A 16,130-nucleotide genomic window follows, 5' to 3' on the forward strand; every position below is an offset into this window, starting at 1 on the left:
ACTCATGTTAGTCTCCTATTTGACTTCGCTAAAAATCAAACGGGGATGTAACATGAGTAGATATTTCAGGCATAGCCTTTTTAACAATGACCACCTACTAAAGTAGGTGGTTTAGCTGTCAAGAAAACAAAAAAGGCCTCATAGAGGCCTTTTTCAAATTCTTTTATATCAAACCAACGCACAGTAACTTATTTGCTACCCGTTGTATTGGCGCTAGTATTTGCATTACCACTCTTGCGATAGACGACGCCAACACCACGCGTTCTTGCGTGGTATGGATAACGCCAATAGCCCGCCGGTGAATACCACAATGGGTCAAAAATAATCTGACGGTCTACTTGTTTAATCTCTCTCCAAAGGTGAACGGCACTAGCGTCTAATACTGGAAAGTTATATTCGTGTTCGCCAATAACACCTTGTTCAGCGCTCCCAATTTTACCAACCGCAGTAATACTTTTACCTTCTTGATAAATAACTGGGTCAAGCAAGCCCTGATAGCGAATTCTAAAACGTCCTAGCGTTTCATCAGACTTTTTAGGCCGTGCGGAGGACGTCAGTTTGAAGTTAACGACTTCAATAATAGTGTGCTCGGCTTTGTTTTCAACTTTGGCAATAACACCACCCCAGCGTGCTAAATCGCCTTGGTTATTGCCCGGATTAGCAACTTCATTGGCAAAATTAGTCAATAGTTGGCCATCGTTAACCGCAAGCTTATCAGGTACCGATGAACACGCTGCTAACAAACTGATCAGTGACAGAGAAATAAAACGTTTCATGACTTCTTTCCTATTGTATAAAGACTCGCCAGTGCTAATACAGACCAGAGTAAGACCCAGATCAATTCAGGAATCAAGGTAATTTGCGCCAATGTTGCGCCATCGCCAAGCGAGCGGCCATCTAATAAGTATAGCGGGCTATACATACTATTGAGTAATACTAACAAGCCTGTTAAGCGAAAAATAGTAGGCAACGCCAATAGTTGGCCAAATTTAAGCTTGATGACAAACAGTAAAACTAATGAACCGATAATGATAAAAGTTCGCAAGTCTTGCACCCAAAGTAATAAAGTCAATGCGAGTAATACCGATATTAAGCCATTGCCCAACATCGCTATTTTTTTGCTACTGCTGCCCAAGGCGTATAACAACACGCCCCATAGCGTTGCGCCAGCATAGCCCATAAACGCGACCACAAAACGCACTCCGCCAATGGTAGTGCACAAGCCGGCGCCATTGTCGAAAAGTTCAATGCGAACGATACTGCCGCCCGTCGCAATAGCCGCCAAGCCATGACTAATTTCGTGAAAATAACTCTCAAGCCATTTGAATGGTACTGAGATAATGGGGATTTGATGAATAATAATTGCGGCTAGCAAAAGTAGCCAAAAATAAGACTTTTTAGGAAGTTTATTACTGATCTGACTCATTAAGCGGTGAGATTGACACCAAATAGCTGCTGAACAGATTCTCGCTGAGCTAAATTACCAACCGTTTGATATAAATCAATGGCGGTTTGATTGCGTTCATTACCGCGCTCGACTGCAAAGCGATTAGCTCCTACGACTTGCTCGGAAGCATTCGCACTGGCGATAGCCACTTGATTGTCAGCCGCGATGAACTCGCCACTAGTAACATCATTAGCATTTGCTGGCGCAGCAGCACCTACGGCAACATTACTCTGGGCTGCAACTGCAGCTGTTTCAACGCTAAGTGTCTCTTGATTGCTGTTTTGGTTACGACTAGCAAGCTCGGCTTGTTGTCCGAGAGTCTGAGCTTGCCCATTAAACTCAGTAGCATTTCCTGATGCAGTTTGCCCTTGAGCGTTTGTCTCAACTCGGCTATCACTGCTATCACTAGTTGGGTTTTCCGCAACCTGACTTGGGTTTGCCGTAACCGGCTGAGTTTGCGGGCTTTGTTGATTGCTATCTAGTTCTCGGTTGTCGTTTTGCTCAACTAAATTTGATAGGTTATCAACGCCTGTTGCGGCTTGCCCCTGAACACCTTGTTGTTGAACAACCTGTTCCTGAATGCTCGGTTCTTGAACATTGGCATTTTGTTGCCCTAGTACTTGACCCGTTTGCGCTTGTTGCTCTTCAGTTGTCGCCCGCGCTGATTGTTGGACTGTGACATCTTCTCGTTCAGCTTCGATAGCTTGTTGCTGAATTTGTTCTTGATCAGCGCTTTGTTGCGTTTGTTGTAAACGCTCATTTTGAGTGTTTTGTTGCTGAGTGCTTTGTTGAGCACTTTGCTGCTCTCGGATTTGCTGTTGAGCGGCTTGTTCCCGTTGTGCTTGTTGCTGGCGAGCCTGACGCTCTTGTTCAACCGCAGCAATTGCATTTTGATCAATGTCTAAACGCTGCTGCTGATTTTGTTGGGTTTGACGATTTTCTTGTTGAATACCTTGGCGGCGAGTTTCATTTTGCTCTAATTGACGAACGCGCGACTGCTCAGCACCAACTTGGTTAGTGCCGTTAACGCTTTGAACACTTGCACTTGCATTATTGGCAAGCTGCGCTGTGTTAATTGTCGAATTAGGTATTTGCATAATGCTTAATGTAGCAAAATTTGCTCAAAAATAAAACGCCACAAAGGTATAATTTATATCTAATCGAGACCTGACCGCCCCAGAAAACTATTCGCGGCCAGGTAATTTTTTCCAAGAAACGGTATCGCGAACATATACCGGCTGTGCTTGTTCGGCACTAACGGCATTACCAAGTTCAAATTCTTTGGCACCAATTAACAGCATTGCTTGCGCGTCTGGGTACAAGATATCTACTTGTTCTTGTACCGACAGACCAGACAAGGCTTCACTGTAACTGCCCCAACCGGTGCCAACAGCGTAGGCTTTAGCGATCACATCTTGATAATGTGCTTGTGCTTGCTCAGGCGGCATTACCGCTTCTGCCAACAAAGGCTGCATAATGCCATGTTCATCCACTTGATAAGCACAGGTATATATTTCAGACATGCGCGCATCAATCGCCGCGATAACTGATGCCTGCTGATGTTGTTGATACGCGGTTTGTGCCATGGCCTGTAATGTTGACACCCCAACAACGGGTAAATCACTGGCAAAACCCAACCCTTGGGCAACACCAATGCCAATGCGAACACCGGTAAAGCTGCCCGGTCCGCGGCCAAAAATCAATCCGTCTAAATCCGTTAACTTGCAACCTGCTTGCTGAAGTACCTTATCCACCATAGGTAACAACAATAAGCTGTGAGACTGCGGACAGTGTTCAAAATGATGATAAGTCTGTTGGTTGTAGACAAGGGCAACGGAACACGCTTCAGTTGAAGCATCAATAGCTAAGTAATTCATAATATCTCAAATACGGAACAGTCGTCTGCTTGGTTTCTTTAAATAATATATTCTGGTTATGTCAGTTCTGGCGTTTGCTTACTTTTTAGCCTTGGCTTCGCGTTAATTCAGATAACTGGTTTAAGAAATCGACACAATGGCTCAATTCACGAGTTCGTTTCATCGCCGGCAAACTCTTCAAAAAAGTCGCACCGTATTGACGGTTCACCAACCTGTCGTCACAAATCACCAGTACTCCTTGGTCTTGCTGATCTCGAATTAAACGTCCGACACCTTGTTTCAAGGTGATAACGGCTTGCGGCAGTTGAATCTGACTAAACGGGTCGCCATTTTTCCGTTTCACATCTTCGCTGCGAGCTTGTAGTAAGGGGTCGTCTGGCGAGGCAAACGGCAATTTATCAATGATAACACAAGTTAACTTATCACCTCTAACATCAACCCCTTCCCAAAAACTCTGGGTAGCAAGTAATACGGCGTTATCGCGGCTAATAAATTCATTGAGTAGCTTGCGCTTGCCCATTTGACCTTGGATCAACAAACTAAAATCAGCGCCTTGTTCTGTTTCACTGTCAAAGTGTTCCGTCAGAATATCTGCCACCATATTCATCATTCGATAACTAGTAAACAGAAAGAAGCATGCGCCTTGACTGGCGGTAATTAAGGGTACAGCCAACTCGGCAAGTGCATGAGCGCGACTGGGGTGATTAGCATCGGGAAGATAACGAGGCAATAACAGTTGCGATTGTTGTTGATAGTCAAATGGGCTGGCTAACAATAGTTGCCTTGCCGCTTTTTTGTTTTGAGAACCACTTAAATTAATGCCAAGCTGAGCGGCAAAATGCTCAAAACCTTGATCGACAGCTAAAGTAGCAGAGGTAAAAATCCAAGCAGCATTAGCACTGACCATGTGTTCGCTAAATTTCTCGGCAATACTCAACGGCGTTTGATGGAGCACAACATGACGACGGCTCGTTTCATACCAAAAGCTAATATCAAAAACATCGACATTGGCCATCAGGTCGCATTTTGCCAGCAAAGCCACCGCTCGTTCAAAACAATTATCGATTAACTCATGGCGGGAAATCGCCAATTTAATCACTTGATAGAGAAAGTCTAAATCTTGCTGAATACGGCTGTAAGCTTGGCGATATTGGTTGACTTGTAACTTTTGTCGCCAATTGCCACGTTCATTGTCGAGCGGAAATAACAACCTAAATTCAGCACAACTCTTATTGAGCTTTTCCGCCGCTTTGCCGAGCTGTTTCATATCAGTCAAACTGGTGCGATAGACTTGCTCAACATCAGAGCAAAGCTCGGTTAGCTGACGAGTTGAAAAAGCTTCGCCAAAATACTCACTGGCGATGTCTGGAATTTGGTGTGCTTCGTCAAAGATGACCACTTCAGCTTTTGGGATCAATTCGCCAAAGCCAGTGTCTTTCAATGCCATATCGGCGAAAAACAAATGATGATTAACCACCACTAAATCAGCATCAATGGCGCGTTCACGAGCCTTAACCAAATAACAATCGTCGATATTAGGACAATCTTTCGCCAAACAATTATCAACGGTACTGGTGACTAACGGGAAAATCGCAGAATCTTCGGCAACATCGACTAACTCGGCAGTATCGCCAGATTGTGTGCTATTGGCCCAAGTGCGTATCTTAACCAAATCTTGCAGCATTTGAGCATCGAGCTGGCCGCGACTGTGTTGATAATCTTGCAAGCGGTATAAACACAAATAGTTAGCGCGACCTTTGAGTAACGCTACCTGTGAGTGTTTGCTGGCAGCACTTTGAATCGCTTTTCGAATCAGGGGTAAGTCTTTGTGAAAAAGTTGGTCTTGTAAGTTTTTAGTCCCGGTCGAAACAATCACTTTCTTCTGGGAAAGTAAGGCAGGAATTAAATAGGCGAAAGTTTTACCGGTTCCGGTACCCGCCTCAGCAATCAAACTGGCTTGGTGCTCAATAGCATCAGCCACTTCTAATGCCATATCAATTTGGGGTTGGCGCGGGGCGTAACCTTCGATGACTTTGGCTAATAAGCCATTTTCAGCAAAGGCTCGTTCAACGGAATTCATTAAATATAGCGATACTACACGGGGAAAAGTGGCAATATCATACTTTGATAGCGCTGCCACTTCAAAGCGAAATAACTAATATACCTAAGCCACATCAAGGTGCTTATTTAGTTGCAATTAAACATAAAGGTCCAGTTGGTGCGGTGGCTCATCATCGTCAATATCAACAGCGGTAGTACTGGGCTCTGTCACCTGCTCAGCGTCGGTTGCTGGCGTTTTTCCTTGCGGTGCTGGTGTTTGTGTTGGCTCATCGTCAAGCAAGGGGTTTATTTGCTCATTTTTACTCAATGCCCGCACTTTCAATTTGCTCGGCTGCAATTTATTGGGCACAACACGAGTAAGCTGTGTCGTAAAAATGTCCATACTTATCTCCTGTTTCAATGCGCTAAAAAATAAAGATGTATAGTTTATCGGCTTTTTATGCGAAAACTTGACATGCATATGCAAAATATTGACTACCTTAGCCCAAATAGGCATAAGAAAAGCTAATTTTGCCCTTGCCGAGTATAACAATACTCAGTAAGGTAACACTCATTGAATTGTTGAGCTAACATTTAGTATAGATGACAGCGACTCAGGGCGGTAACTCATCAATAATTTTATCCTCAACACTGAATAAACAAAGTAAATCAAAAAATAAAAAGATTTACTGGCAACGAATAGAGATAGAAAACACCATGATTATTAACTTGAGCAACCTTCATCACCATCATCATACCGATTGACCGCTCAGGTTTATTCGCTGAGAGGTCGTACTCTTTCAGCGGTAAGCGAAATACTCATGCATGTTTCCAAACCCCCGAAAGAGTCAACTCTCTCGGGGGTTTTTAGTTTTAAATTTTAGTTTTAATTTCAATTAGATTGAATTTATTGATAGGACAACAGCCATGAATACAGAACCTCGCTTACGTATTGCAATGCAAAAATCTGGACGTTTAAGTGAAGACACCCAAGCGCTACTAAAACGTTGCGGCCTTAAATTAAATGTTGCCGACCGTCGCCTGCTCGCTCATGTCGCCAATATGCCTATCGATATTATGCGCGTTAGAGCCAGTGATATTCCCGGCTTGGTAATGGACGGCATTTGTGATTTAGGTATTGTTGGCGATAACACCTTAGAAGAAGAAGAATTGGCACGTGCAGCCATGGGTACACCCAATGCTTACGTGCGCACAACAACCCTCAACTTTGGTGGCTGTCGATTTTCACTGGCGATGCCAGAAGAGTTCGAATACAAAGGTTTACAAAGCTTAAATGGTTTGCGCTTTGCCACCACCTACCCCAATTTGTTAAAACGCTTTGCTCAAGAAAACGGCATCGAAGTTGACTTCTGCTTACTCAAAGGCTCAGTTGAAGTGGCACCTCGCGTTGGCTTAGCCGACGGTATTTGTGACTTAGTATCAACGGGCGCAACCCTTGAAGCCAACGGTTTAAAGGAAGTGGCGGAAGTATTTCGCTCAAAAGCTTCGCTTATTCAACGTGCTGAGTCATTGTCGTCAGAAAAACAAGCCATTCTCGACACTTTATTACCGCGTATTTACGGGGTGATGAAAGCAAAAGAAAGTAAATACATCATGTTGCACGCGCCAAAAGATAAGGTCGCACAAGTGAGCAGTTTGATGCCGGGTAAAGAAACGCCGACTGTATTGCCATTAGCCGGTCGAGAAGACATGGTTGCGGTTCACGTTGTCGCCACTGAAACCTTCTTCTGGGAAACCATGGAGCAGCTAAAAGCACTGGGGTGTAATTCAATTTTGGTCATGCCAATTGAAAAAATGATGGGCTAAACTGGGCAACTTAAGCTAGACCGAGCTAACTTGAGCCGAAAAGTGACAAAGACAATGACAAAAACAAACGCGAACATTAATCCAATAATTGAGTGGTCAGCACTTAGCCAAGGCGAGCAAGCGCAAGCACTCGCGCGACCAGCTATTGCTGATAACCAAGTGCTGACGGAACAAGTCTCCAACTTGGTTGAGCAAGTTAAAAGCGGTGGCGATCAAGCGCTCAAGTCGCTAACAGAAAGATTCGACGGCATTAAACTCAAGACCTTAAAGGTAGACTCTGAAACCGTTGACCAAGCTGTTGCCGCACTATCGCCACAGCGCTTAGCTGCCATCGAGTTTGCCTATCAAAACATTAAGCGCTTTCACAGCGCCCAACAACCTCAAGACGTTTCAATTGAAACCAGCCCGGGCGTTGTTTGTACCTTAAAAACAGAAGCCATTGACAGTGTTGGCTTGTATATTCCCGCCGGCAGTGCCCCGTTGCCATCAACGGTATTAATGCTTGGCGTACCGTCGCAACTCGCCGGTTGTCGCCGCCGGGTGTTAGTATGTCCGCCAGATAAAAATGGCAAACTCGCCAACGAAGTATTGGCCGCAGCGAAGCTTTGTCAGATAGATGAGATATACACTATTGGCGGCGCACAAGCGATAGCAGCGCTTGCCTATGGCACCGAAACCATTGCACCAGTCAATAAGGTCTTTGGCCCGGGCAATCGCTTTGTAACTGAAGCGAAAAAGCAACTGTCACAACAAATTCCAGGCTTTGCCATTGATATGCCAGCAGGTCCATCAGAAGTCTTAGTGATTGCCGACAAAAGCGCAAATCCCGCCTTTGTTGCTGCCGATTTATTATCACAAGCAGAACACGGCCCAGATAGCCAAGTTGTCGTTGTCGCCGACGATCGCACACTGCTAGAGCAAGTTACTGTGCAGCTCAGCGAGCAATTAAAAGCACTGTCCCGTTCAGAAATCGCTGAACAAGCGCTCAGCAAAAGTCGACTTATTCTTACTGATTCAATTGCGCAATCCGTTGCAGTATCAAATGAGTACGGCCCTGAGCACTTAATTGTCCAAACCGATAACGCCAGCGACTTACTCGGCCAGCTACGCAATGCTGGTTCTATTTTTGTTGGCAAATACACACCTGAATCTGCCGGTGACTATGCGAGTGGAACAAATCACGTATTGCCTACTTATGGTTATTCGAAAGTGGTTAGCAGCTTGTCGTTGGCTGATTTTTCTCGACGTTACACGGTGCAAGAAATCAGTCGTCAAGGCTTACATAACTTATCGCAGTGCTTAATCGAGTTAACTGACGCTGAGGGTTTAGACGCTCACCAACGCGCGGTGACTATTCGCTTAGAGGAAAATACTAATGTCTAATAGTAACGTGCCTGAAAATAACAAATCTCAACCAGCGAGCAGTGCCGAACTAATCGCCCGCACTGAACTTTTAGATATGGTGCCATATCAGTCGGCACGCCGCTTATTCTCCAGTAAAAGTAATACTGGAGCGAGTAGCAAAATTTGGCTAAATGCCAATGAAAGTTCAGGGCCCGGGCTTTATCAGCTCAGTGGTCAATGTATTAATCGCTACCCTGATTTTCAGCCTGACGATTTGATTCAAGGTTACGCCGATTACGCCAACCTCAACACGGATCAGGTACTTTGTACCCGAGGTGCTGACGAAGGTATTGAGCTGGTTATTCGCACTTTTTGTCAAGCCTACCAAGACAGCATATTAATCTGCCCGCCAACTTACGGCATGTACGCCATTAGCGCAGAAAACCACGGCGCAGATGTTATTAAAGTGCCGCTGATTAACAGCGACCAGGGTGAAATGCAGCTCGATGTTGATGCTATTTGCCAGCAGGTTGGCAAAGTTAAGGTGGTATTTTTATGCTCACCGGGTAATCCGACCGGCAATTTATTGAGCGCAAGCGACATTGAAACTGTGATCACTGCCTTCAAAGGTAGTGCAATCGTCGTCGTTGACGAAGCCTATATCGAGTTTGCACCAGAGCACAGTTTTGCCGACAAAATCGACCAATACGATAACTTAGTGGTACTGCGAACACTGTCAAAAGCATTTGCTTTGGCGGGCTTGCGCTGCGGCTTTACCCTAGCCAACAGCAATATTATTGAGCTGCTGAGCAAAGTTATTGCCCCATATCCAGTGCCAGCACCGGTGGCTGAAATTGCCATTAATGCCTTAGCACCAGAGCAACTTTTGCAAACGCAAATACGCGCTCAAGAAAGTAACCAGCTCAAGACTTCGCTGAGTGCTTGGCTGGAGAGCCAAACATGGTGTCAAAAGGTCTACCCAAGTGATGCCAACTTTGTTTTGTTTCGCACCGACTACAAAGACGATATTTTCAAGCTATTGCTCAGCCAAGGCATTTTAATTCGCGACCAATCAAAGCAACTGCAATTAGACAATTGTCTGCGCATTAGTATTGGCAGTGAGCGCGAGCTAAACTTAGTAAAACAAATTATTAGTCAGCAGTTAGTTGTTAACCGCTAATCTAATTCAAGAAAAAACAGCACAAATAGACGTTAAGAGAAGTTTGATGACAACCCAATCGCAAAATATTCTATTTATCGACCGAGACGGCACCTTAATCGAAGAGCCGATCACAGATAAACAAGTCGACAGTTTGGAAAAACTGGTGTTTGAACCGCAAGTTATTCCGGTATTACTGCAACTGCAAGCGAAAGGTTATCGCTTGGTCATGGTCAGTAACCAAGACGGTTTAGGCACCGACAGCTACCCGCAAGCAGACTTTGATTTGCCCCACAATAAAATGATGGACATGTTCAGTTCACAAGGGGTGATTTTTGACGATGTCTTACTTTGTCCTCACTTTGATCACGAAAACTGCAGTTGCCGCAAACCGAAACTCGGCTTGGTCAGCGATTATCTCAAACAAGGTAAAGTTAACTTTGCCAATTCATTTGTCATTGGCGATCGCGATACCGATATTCAACTTGCCGACAATATGGGTATCACAGGTATCAAGTACGACCGCGACAACAACAATTGGTTGGCAATTGCCGATCAACTGTTAGTGCAAAACCCGCGCACGGCAAGCGTAACTCGTACTACGAAAGAAACAGACATCACGGTTAAGGTCAATTTAGACTCAAGTAAAGGCACTAAAATTGATACCGGCCTTGGCTTTTTCGACCACATGCTCGATCAAATCGCCACCCACGGCGGTTTTAGCTTGCAGTGCAGCGTTACAGGCGACTATCACATTGACGAACACCACAGCGTTGAAGATACCGCGCTCGCATTAGGCCAAGCATTGAAGCAAGCCTTGGGTGACAAACGCGGTATTGGCCGCTTTGGTTTTGTCTTACCCATGGACGAATGTCGCGCCGAGTGCAATTTAGATTTGTCGGGGCGTCCGTGGTTAAAGTTTGACGCTGAGTTTACCGATAATCGCGTCGGCACTATGTCAACGCAAATGGTTGGGCACTTTTTCCGCTCATTGGCTGATAGCATGGCAATTACCCTGCACTTATCAACATCTGAAGGCAACTGTCATCACCAAGTAGAAAGCTTGTTTAAAGTGTTTGGCCGTGCTTTGCGCCAAGCGATTGCGGTGCAAGGTAACGAACTTCCCAGCTCAAAAGGAGCCCTGTAAATGGCCAATACGGTTAGCCAAAACAGCAATGTCATTGTCGACACGGGTTGCGCCAACTTATCTTCAGTAAAGTTTGCCGTTGAGCGCTTGGGCTTTAAAGCGCTGATTACTGACGACTTAGAGACCATCAAAGGTGCTGACAAAGTCATTTTACCAGGCGTTGGCAATGCCAAACACGCGATGGCAAATATCGTGAAAAAAGACTTAGTAGTAACCTTGCAACAGCTTGAACAACCGGTGCTGGGGTTTTGTTTGGGTATGCAATTGATGGCGCAGTCATCGAGCGAGAGCTCATTGTCTGATCAAAACGAAATTATCAACTGTCTTAATGTCATCCCGACCGAGGTGCTACCGCTCGAAGCCGACGGCTTGCGCTTGCCGCATATGGGTTGGAACACGTTGACGACAGTCACTGACCATCCGGTATTTGCTGGTATCGAGCCCGGTGAGTATTTTTACTTTGTCCACAGCTTTGCCGCACCAGTTAGCGAGTACACGGTTGCCAGTTGCCAATACGGCAGCGACTTTTCAGCGGCTATTGCTCATAACAACTTTATTGGTTGTCAGTTCCACCCTGAACGCTCAGGCAGTGCTGGTAGCAAAATTATTAAGAACTTTCTCGAATTATAACGGGCGGAGCTAAATCGCTTATGATGATCCCTGCGATAGATTTAATTGACGGTAAAGTCGTGCGCTTGTACCAAGGCGACTACCAACAAAAAACCAATTATCAAGACAGCGCTAAGCAGCGCCAAGACCTCTATGCCAACGCCGGTGCAACCGTTATGCACTTTGTTGACTTAGACGGTGCCAAAAACAGCAACGAGCGCCAATTAGATTTACTTTCTACTTTGGTGAAACACCCGACCATGACAATTCAAGTCGGCGGCGGTGTTCGCAACAAAAAAGACGTTGAGCAACTGCTTGAGCTCGGCGCTGATCGCGTTGTTATTGGCAGTCTAGCAATCAAGCACCCTGAATTAGTCAGACAATGGCTGATTGAGTTCGGCGGTGAAAAAATTGTCTTAGCCCTTGATGTAAAAATAGATCAAGACGGCAATAAAACCTTACCAACTCACGGTTGGATTGAGGACAGTGGCGTAAACCTCGAAAGCTTACTCGACGATTACATCGCCGCTGGTTTAATTCACGTCTTGTGCACTGACATCAGCAAAGACGGTACGCTATCGGGCAGCAATGTTCAAATGTACAGTGAACTTTGCGCCAATTACCCGCAAATTCAATGGCAAGCATCTGGCGGTATTGGCTGCCTTGATGACATTAAAGCACTTATTCCAACCGGTGTTAGCGGCGTTATTTTAGGTCGCTCGTTACTTGAAGGTAAATTTACCCTAGAGGAGGCAATTGCATGTTGGCCAAACGGATAATTCCTTGCCTTGATGTTCGCGACGGCAAAGTCGTTAAAGGGGTCAAGTTTCGCAATCACGAGATTATTGGTGACATTGTCCCACTTGCCGAAAAATACGCGCAAGCAGGTGCCGACGAGTTAGTGTTTTACGATATTACCGCCAGCTCTGATGGCCGTGTTGTCGATAAAAGCTGGGTTAGCCGCATTGCTGAAGTTATCGACATTCCGTTTTGTGTCGCTGGTGGTATAAAAACCGAAGCCGACGCCAGACAAATACTGATGATGGGTGCCGATAAAATTAGTATCAACTCGCCGGCCCTGCAAGATCCAGAACTGATTGCACGGCTTGCCGACCATTTTGGTCAACAGTGTGTGGTCGTTGGTATCGACAGCTACTTTAATAGCGAAGCCAACGGCGGTGCTGGTGAGTATCAAGTGTATCAATTTACTGGCGATGAAACGCGTACCCAAAAAACCACTTGGACCACCTTTGACTGGATTGAAAAAGTGCAAAGCTTAGGCGCTGGTGAAATAGTGCTTAACTGCATGAACCAAGACGGTGTTAGACAAGGCTACGATTTGGCTCAACTAAGCCAAGCGCGCGCCGTTTGCCAAGTTCCGTTAATTGCCTCAGGCGGCGCCGGTGTCATTGAGCACTTTACCGAAGTATTCAAACAAGCCGATGTTGACGGCGCGCTTGCCGCCAGTGTATTTCACAAAGGTGTTATCGCCATGGACCAACTGAAACAAAGCCTGCGCGATCAAAATATTGAGATTAGACCATGTTAGTAACCTTAGATAATGTAGACAGCCTAGCTTGGCAAAAGATGGACAATTTAATTCCGGCGATTGTTCAAGATCATGCTACCGGTGCCGTGCTAATGCAGGGCTATATGAACCAAGAAGCGCTGACAGCGACGCTTGAAAGCGGCAAAGCAACGTTTTTTAGCCGCTCAAAGCAACGTCTTTGGCAAAAAGGCGAAACCAGTGGTAACTTTTTGTTGGTGCAACAAGTACTGACCGACTGTGACTACGACAGTATTTTGATTGCCGCTAACCCTATTGGCCCCGCTTGTCACTTGGGTTTTGAAAGCTGTTTTCCCGAGCAACAATTAACCCAGCAAAACTTTTTGAGCTACCTAGAACGCTATATTGACCAACGTAAAAACGATCCGGTTGAAGAAAGCTATACCGCTCGATTACTGGCAAAAGGTACGACAAAAGTTGCGCAAAAAGTCGGTGAAGAAGGCGTTGAAGTTGCTTTAGCAGCCGTAGCAGAAACTAAAGCTGACCTACTTGGTGAGTGTGCCGATTTGTTTTATCACACTTTAGTATTACTGCAAGACAAAGAGGTCAAACTTTCTGAAGTAATGGCTGTTCTCGAGAGCCGCCACAAAAAGTAATCTCATCAAACACTTAAATACTTTTTAAAAGCCACTTTTATCTAATGGGTAAAAGTGGCTATTTTTTGTGCTTGAAAACCAATTATGCTTGCGTATAATCCCTGCCTTAAATGTTTAATCAATTGGTTAAAAGGAATGACATTGTGCTTAAATATTTAGCAATCAAAAAATATGGCAGTAAACTGCTACCTACTCTTATCGCCCGCTATGGCGTTCAACAGCACTATAGCGCTAGTCAAATTCGTTCAACTATTTATCAAAAAGGTTTCAACCCAGACTTCTTACCACTTGGTTATCTTTTGTTCCTCGCCAAAGATGAATTAACCCGTGTGCTATCAGTCGAGTTCCCAGAGCTTTGTATTATTACGTACAAAAATGAAATGGTTAACTACCTCGATGAAAAGCGCTACCAAGGTTATTTAGAAATTCTTGCCGAAAGCTAGCCTAATGGTAATGGCGCTGCTTGCCGCACAGTGAATGTCGTGAAACAATAACGAATATATTTTCTTGTTTATACGAGTGCTATGAGCGCAATTAATTGGTCGGTAAAAACTTTTTCTGAACTGTCAACTGACGAGCTTTACGATTTACTCAAACTTCGCGTTGACGTGTTTGTCGTCGAACAAACCTGTTATTACCCTGAGCTAGACGAGTTAGATCGACACCCAGAAACCAGGCACCTATTGGCCTATCAAAACAACAGTTTGGTCGGCTATCTGCGCGTGCTACCGAAAGCGACAAGTTATGTTGAATACATCAGTATAGGCCGAGTTGCCATTGCTGAAACAGCTCGTGGTAGTGGTTTAGGTCATCAGTTGATGACTCGTGGCTTGTCGATTTGCCAACAGTATTTTGCCAACGAGCGTATTAAGATATCTGCTCAACTGTATTTGGAAGCGTTTTATCAAAGTCACGGCTTCAAAACTGTTTCTGAAATGTACTTAGAGGATGGTATTGAGCATATCGCCATGATCAAAGCGACCTGAGTGAAATAAAGTATCTCGACGAAGAATGAAACGAGTTAAAGCCTGAAATTCGCACCTGTGCATCACAGGCTTTAACCTCAAGTTTCTTACCAGGTATAACTACCCAACAAGTTGATCTTTAAAAATCCTAACAAATTTAACACTGCCAAGGTAATAATTGGAATGAAGGTACCATTCATACCAAGCATGCGATAAAGCGACGGCTTAGTTGACTGAATAATCGCAATTGCATGAAAAATACGGCCTAAGACAATGATTGCTCCTAGTGGATAAAGCCAAAGCGCCGAACCGCCATTAAGTTCAAAAATAGCCAATAACGCCAACATGAACGGGGTAAACTCAACAAAGTTGCCGTGCGCACGAGTCGCTTGCATTAACGCTGGTTGCCCACCATCTCCTAGACCGACTTTTAAGGTTAATCGTTGACGAATAACATAAACGGTTAATACGACTAAGATAATCGCTAACAAACTGCCATACAGTGCTGTAATTGGTAGGGATAACATTTTAATCCTTATTTTTTATAGGGTTAGTATTGATTAAACAATTACTACGATAACGGATATTGATCTTACTGTCATCCATTAGCCCACACGAGCTCATAAACTTCCCTCCTTGGCACCGCTGGATAAGTATGTCCATATAAAAATCCGCTCTTTGCCATCCATGGCACCGCTGGATAAATACTTCCATGTATAAAAAAACCAGTAGCAAGCTACTGGTTTTTATAAAGAACTGATTATCAGTGAATCAATTAAGCAAGCTTTTCAGCAAGTAAGTTGCTCACTTGTTCAACAGGTTGAGTACCGTCGATAGTAATGTACTGACAGTTACCTTCGCCCGCTTCGTTTTGGTAGTAGTCAACAAGTGGCTTAGTTTGCTCGTGGTAAACGCCTAAACGCTTGCGTACTGTTGCTTCTTCATCATCAGGGCGGATAGATAAATCTTCGCCGGTCTCGTCATCTTTACCTTCTACTTTTGGTGGATTGTAAACAACGTGATAAACACGGCCAGAACCTGAATGAACGCGACGACCAGCCATACGCTCAACAATAACTTCGTCTGGTACGTCAAATTCAATGACGCTATCGATGGCTATATCGTTTTGCTTCATTGCGTCTGCTTGTGGAATTGTACGTGGGAAGCCGTCTAGTAAGAAACCACCTTTACAGTCGTCTTGCGCGATACGCTCTTTTACTAAACCAATAATAAGCTCGTCAGACACTAGTTGACCAGCGTCCATTACTTCCTTCGCTTTTTTACCAAGCTCAGTGCCTGCTTTAATTGCAGCACGTAACATATCACCGGTAGAAATTTGTGGGATACCAAATTTAGCCATTAAAAATTGTGCTTGTGTACCCTTTCCTGCACCCGGTGCACCTAACAAAATAATGCGCATAGAGCTGTCGCCTTGTGTAATATTTTTGAACAAAATTAAATTGATGACACTATACAATCTCACTTGTACGCAAACAAGTGTCATCCTGCTGTAATATAAAAAAAAGCAGCATTTACGCTGCTTTTTTCGACT

The 16,130-nt window shown here is 44.6% G+C and carries 18 protein-coding genes; 10 read left to right on the top strand and 8 right to left on the bottom strand.

All coding sequences use genetic code 11. From position 1 onward, the window contains the following. Positions 1-188: 188 nt before the first annotated feature. From J7384_RS00005 to J7384_RS00030, 6 genes are all read right to left on the bottom strand, one after another. On the bottom strand, positions 189-776 hold the full coding sequence (locus tag J7384_RS00005) for a Slp family lipoprotein (protein ID WP_209109899.1): 588 nt from the start codon (positions 774-776) through the stop codon (positions 189-191). After that, on the bottom strand, positions 773-1,426 hold the full coding sequence (locus J7384_RS00010) for a M50 family metallopeptidase (protein WP_209109901.1): 654 nt from the start codon (positions 1,424-1,426) through the stop codon (positions 773-775). The genes J7384_RS00005 and J7384_RS00010 overlap by 4 nt, the downstream gene beginning before the upstream one ends. Further along, the gene (locus tag J7384_RS00015; protein ID WP_209109903.1) at positions 1,426-2,544 is read right to left on the bottom strand and encodes a hypothetical protein; all 1,119 of its coding nucleotides are present in this window, start codon (positions 2,542-2,544) and stop codon (positions 1,426-1,428) included. Before J7384_RS00015 ends, J7384_RS00010 begins: the two co-directional genes overlap by 1 nt. A gap of 87 nt (positions 2,545-2,631) precedes the next feature. Then, the gene (gene tsaB, locus J7384_RS00020; RefSeq protein ID WP_209109909.1) at positions 2,632-3,324 is read right to left on the bottom strand and encodes a tRNA (adenosine(37)-N6)-threonylcarbamoyltransferase complex dimerization subunit type 1 TsaB; all 693 of its coding nucleotides are present in this window, start codon (positions 3,322-3,324) and stop codon (positions 2,632-2,634) included. An 85-nt stretch (positions 3,325-3,409) separates the two neighbouring features. Further along, on the bottom strand, positions 3,410-5,404 hold the full coding sequence (locus J7384_RS00025; RefSeq protein ID WP_209109911.1) for an ATP-dependent DNA helicase: 1,995 nt from the start codon (positions 5,402-5,404) through the stop codon (positions 3,410-3,412). 117 nt (positions 5,405-5,521) lie between these two features. Further along, on the bottom strand, positions 5,522-5,767 hold the full coding sequence (locus tag J7384_RS00030) for a hypothetical protein (protein ID WP_209109913.1): 246 nt from the start codon (positions 5,765-5,767) through the stop codon (positions 5,522-5,524). A gap of 524 nt (positions 5,768-6,291) precedes the next feature. On the opposite strand from J7384_RS00030, the gene hisG reads away from it, so the two are divergent. The 10 genes from hisG to J7384_RS00080 all read left to right on the top strand — a co-directional run bounded on the left by hisG (position 6,292) and on the right by J7384_RS00080 (position 14,599). Further along, positions 6,292-7,191, top strand: a complete 900-nt coding sequence (gene hisG, locus J7384_RS00035) for an ATP phosphoribosyltransferase (protein WP_209109915.1) — start codon at positions 6,292-6,294, stop codon at positions 7,189-7,191. Between the two features lie 54 nt (positions 7,192-7,245). Further along, the gene (hisD, locus tag J7384_RS00040) at positions 7,246-8,574 is read left to right on the top strand and encodes a histidinol dehydrogenase (RefSeq protein ID WP_209109917.1); all 1,329 of its coding nucleotides are present in this window, start codon (positions 7,246-7,248) and stop codon (positions 8,572-8,574) included. Then, a complete protein-coding gene (gene hisC, locus J7384_RS00045; RefSeq protein ID WP_209109919.1) occupies positions 8,567-9,715 on the top strand; it encodes a histidinol-phosphate transaminase in 1,149 nt (382 codons plus the stop codon). Before hisD ends, hisC begins: the two co-directional genes overlap by 8 nt. Positions 9,716-9,761: 46 nt before the next feature. Further along, positions 9,762-10,841, top strand: coding sequence for a bifunctional histidinol-phosphatase/imidazoleglycerol-phosphate dehydratase HisB (gene hisB / locus J7384_RS00050; protein WP_209109921.1), 1,080 nt, complete (start codon positions 9,762-9,764; stop codon positions 10,839-10,841). Then, on the top strand, positions 10,842-11,471 hold the full coding sequence (gene hisH, locus J7384_RS00055; protein WP_209109923.1) for an imidazole glycerol phosphate synthase subunit HisH: 630 nt from the start codon (positions 10,842-10,844) through the stop codon (positions 11,469-11,471). A gap of 20 nt (positions 11,472-11,491) precedes the next feature. Beyond that, on the top strand, positions 11,492-12,229 hold the full coding sequence (gene hisA / locus J7384_RS00060; protein ID WP_209109925.1) for a 1-(5-phosphoribosyl)-5-[(5-phosphoribosylamino)methylideneamino]imidazole-4-carboxamide isomerase: 738 nt from the start codon (positions 11,492-11,494) through the stop codon (positions 12,227-12,229). Then, complete coding sequence (hisF, locus tag J7384_RS00065) at positions 12,211-12,999, top strand: imidazole glycerol phosphate synthase subunit HisF (protein ID WP_209109927.1); 789 nt, start codon at positions 12,211-12,213, stop codon at positions 12,997-12,999. Before hisA ends, hisF begins: the two co-directional genes overlap by 19 nt. Continuing rightward, a complete protein-coding gene (gene hisIE / locus J7384_RS00070) occupies positions 12,993-13,613 on the top strand; it encodes a bifunctional phosphoribosyl-AMP cyclohydrolase/phosphoribosyl-ATP diphosphatase HisIE (RefSeq protein ID WP_209109929.1) in 621 nt (206 codons plus the stop codon). The genes hisF and hisIE overlap by 7 nt, the downstream gene beginning before the upstream one ends. Before the next feature lie 143 nt (positions 13,614-13,756). Next, positions 13,757-14,056, top strand: a complete 300-nt coding sequence (locus J7384_RS00075) for a DUF6559 family protein (RefSeq protein WP_209109931.1) — start codon at positions 13,757-13,759, stop codon at positions 14,054-14,056. Between the two features lie 81 nt (positions 14,057-14,137). Next, positions 14,138-14,599, top strand: a complete 462-nt coding sequence (locus tag J7384_RS00080) for a GNAT family N-acetyltransferase (protein ID WP_209109933.1) — start codon at positions 14,138-14,140, stop codon at positions 14,597-14,599. A gap of 86 nt (positions 14,600-14,685) precedes the next feature. On the opposite strand, the gene J7384_RS00085 is transcribed toward J7384_RS00080, so the two are convergent. Together J7384_RS00085 and adk are read right to left on the bottom strand one after the other, a co-directional pair. Continuing rightward, a complete protein-coding gene (locus J7384_RS00085) occupies positions 14,686-15,105 on the bottom strand; it encodes an MAPEG family protein (protein ID WP_209109935.1) in 420 nt (139 codons plus the stop codon). Between the two features lie 248 nt (positions 15,106-15,353). Beyond that, the gene (gene adk / locus J7384_RS00090) at positions 15,354-15,998 is read right to left on the bottom strand and encodes an adenylate kinase (RefSeq protein ID WP_209109937.1); all 645 of its coding nucleotides are present in this window, start codon (positions 15,996-15,998) and stop codon (positions 15,354-15,356) included. Between the last annotated feature and the right edge of the window lie 132 nt (positions 15,999-16,130).

Origin of the sequence: Endozoicomonas sp. G2_1 (assembly GCF_017744155.1) — a bacterium.
Taxonomy (GTDB): Bacteria; Pseudomonadota; Gammaproteobacteria; order Enterobacterales; family Alteromonadaceae; genus JAGHQT01.

Coding starts and splice junctions, on each gene's coding strand:
- hisD (WP_209109917.1), top strand. CDS start 7,246: ATGACAAAAACAAACGCGAACATTAATCCAATAATTGAGTGGTCAGCA.
- hisC (WP_209109919.1), top strand. CDS start 8,567: ATGTCTAATAGTAACGTGCCTGAAAATAACAAATCTCAACCAGCGAGC.
- J7384_RS00080 (WP_209109933.1), top strand. CDS start 14,138: ATGAGCGCAATTAATTGGTCGGTAAAAACTTTTTCTGAACTGTCAACT.
- tsaB (WP_209109909.1), bottom strand. CDS start 3,324: ATGAATTACTTAGCTATTGATGCTTCAACTGAAGCGTGTTCCGTTGCC.
- J7384_RS00010 (WP_209109901.1), bottom strand. CDS start 1,426: ATGAGTCAGATCAGTAATAAACTTCCTAAAAAGTCTTATTTTTGGCTA.
- hisH (WP_209109923.1), top strand. CDS start 10,842: ATGGCCAATACGGTTAGCCAAAACAGCAATGTCATTGTCGACACGGGT.
- hisIE (WP_209109929.1), top strand. CDS start 12,993: ATGTTAGTAACCTTAGATAATGTAGACAGCCTAGCTTGGCAAAAGATG.
- J7384_RS00025 (WP_209109911.1), bottom strand. CDS start 5,404: ATGAATTCCGTTGAACGAGCCTTTGCTGAAAATGGCTTATTAGCCAAA.
- J7384_RS00005 (WP_209109899.1), bottom strand. CDS start 776: ATGAAACGTTTTATTTCTCTGTCACTGATCAGTTTGTTAGCAGCGTGT.
- J7384_RS00015 (WP_209109903.1), bottom strand. CDS start 2,544: ATGCAAATACCTAATTCGACAATTAACACAGCGCAGCTTGCCAATAAT.
- hisG (WP_209109915.1), top strand. CDS start 6,292: ATGAATACAGAACCTCGCTTACGTATTGCAATGCAAAAATCTGGACGT.
- J7384_RS00085 (WP_209109935.1), bottom strand. CDS start 15,105: ATGTTATCCCTACCAATTACAGCACTGTATGGCAGTTTGTTAGCGATT.
- hisA (WP_209109925.1), top strand. CDS start 11,492: ATGATGATCCCTGCGATAGATTTAATTGACGGTAAAGTCGTGCGCTTG.
- hisB (WP_209109921.1), top strand. CDS start 9,762: ATGACAACCCAATCGCAAAATATTCTATTTATCGACCGAGACGGCACC.
- J7384_RS00030 (WP_209109913.1), bottom strand. CDS start 5,767: ATGGACATTTTTACGACACAGCTTACTCGTGTTGTGCCCAATAAATTG.
- adk (WP_209109937.1), bottom strand. CDS start 15,998: ATGCGCATTATTTTGTTAGGTGCACCGGGTGCAGGAAAGGGTACACAA.
- hisF (WP_209109927.1), top strand. CDS start 12,211: ATGTTGGCCAAACGGATAATTCCTTGCCTTGATGTTCGCGACGGCAAA.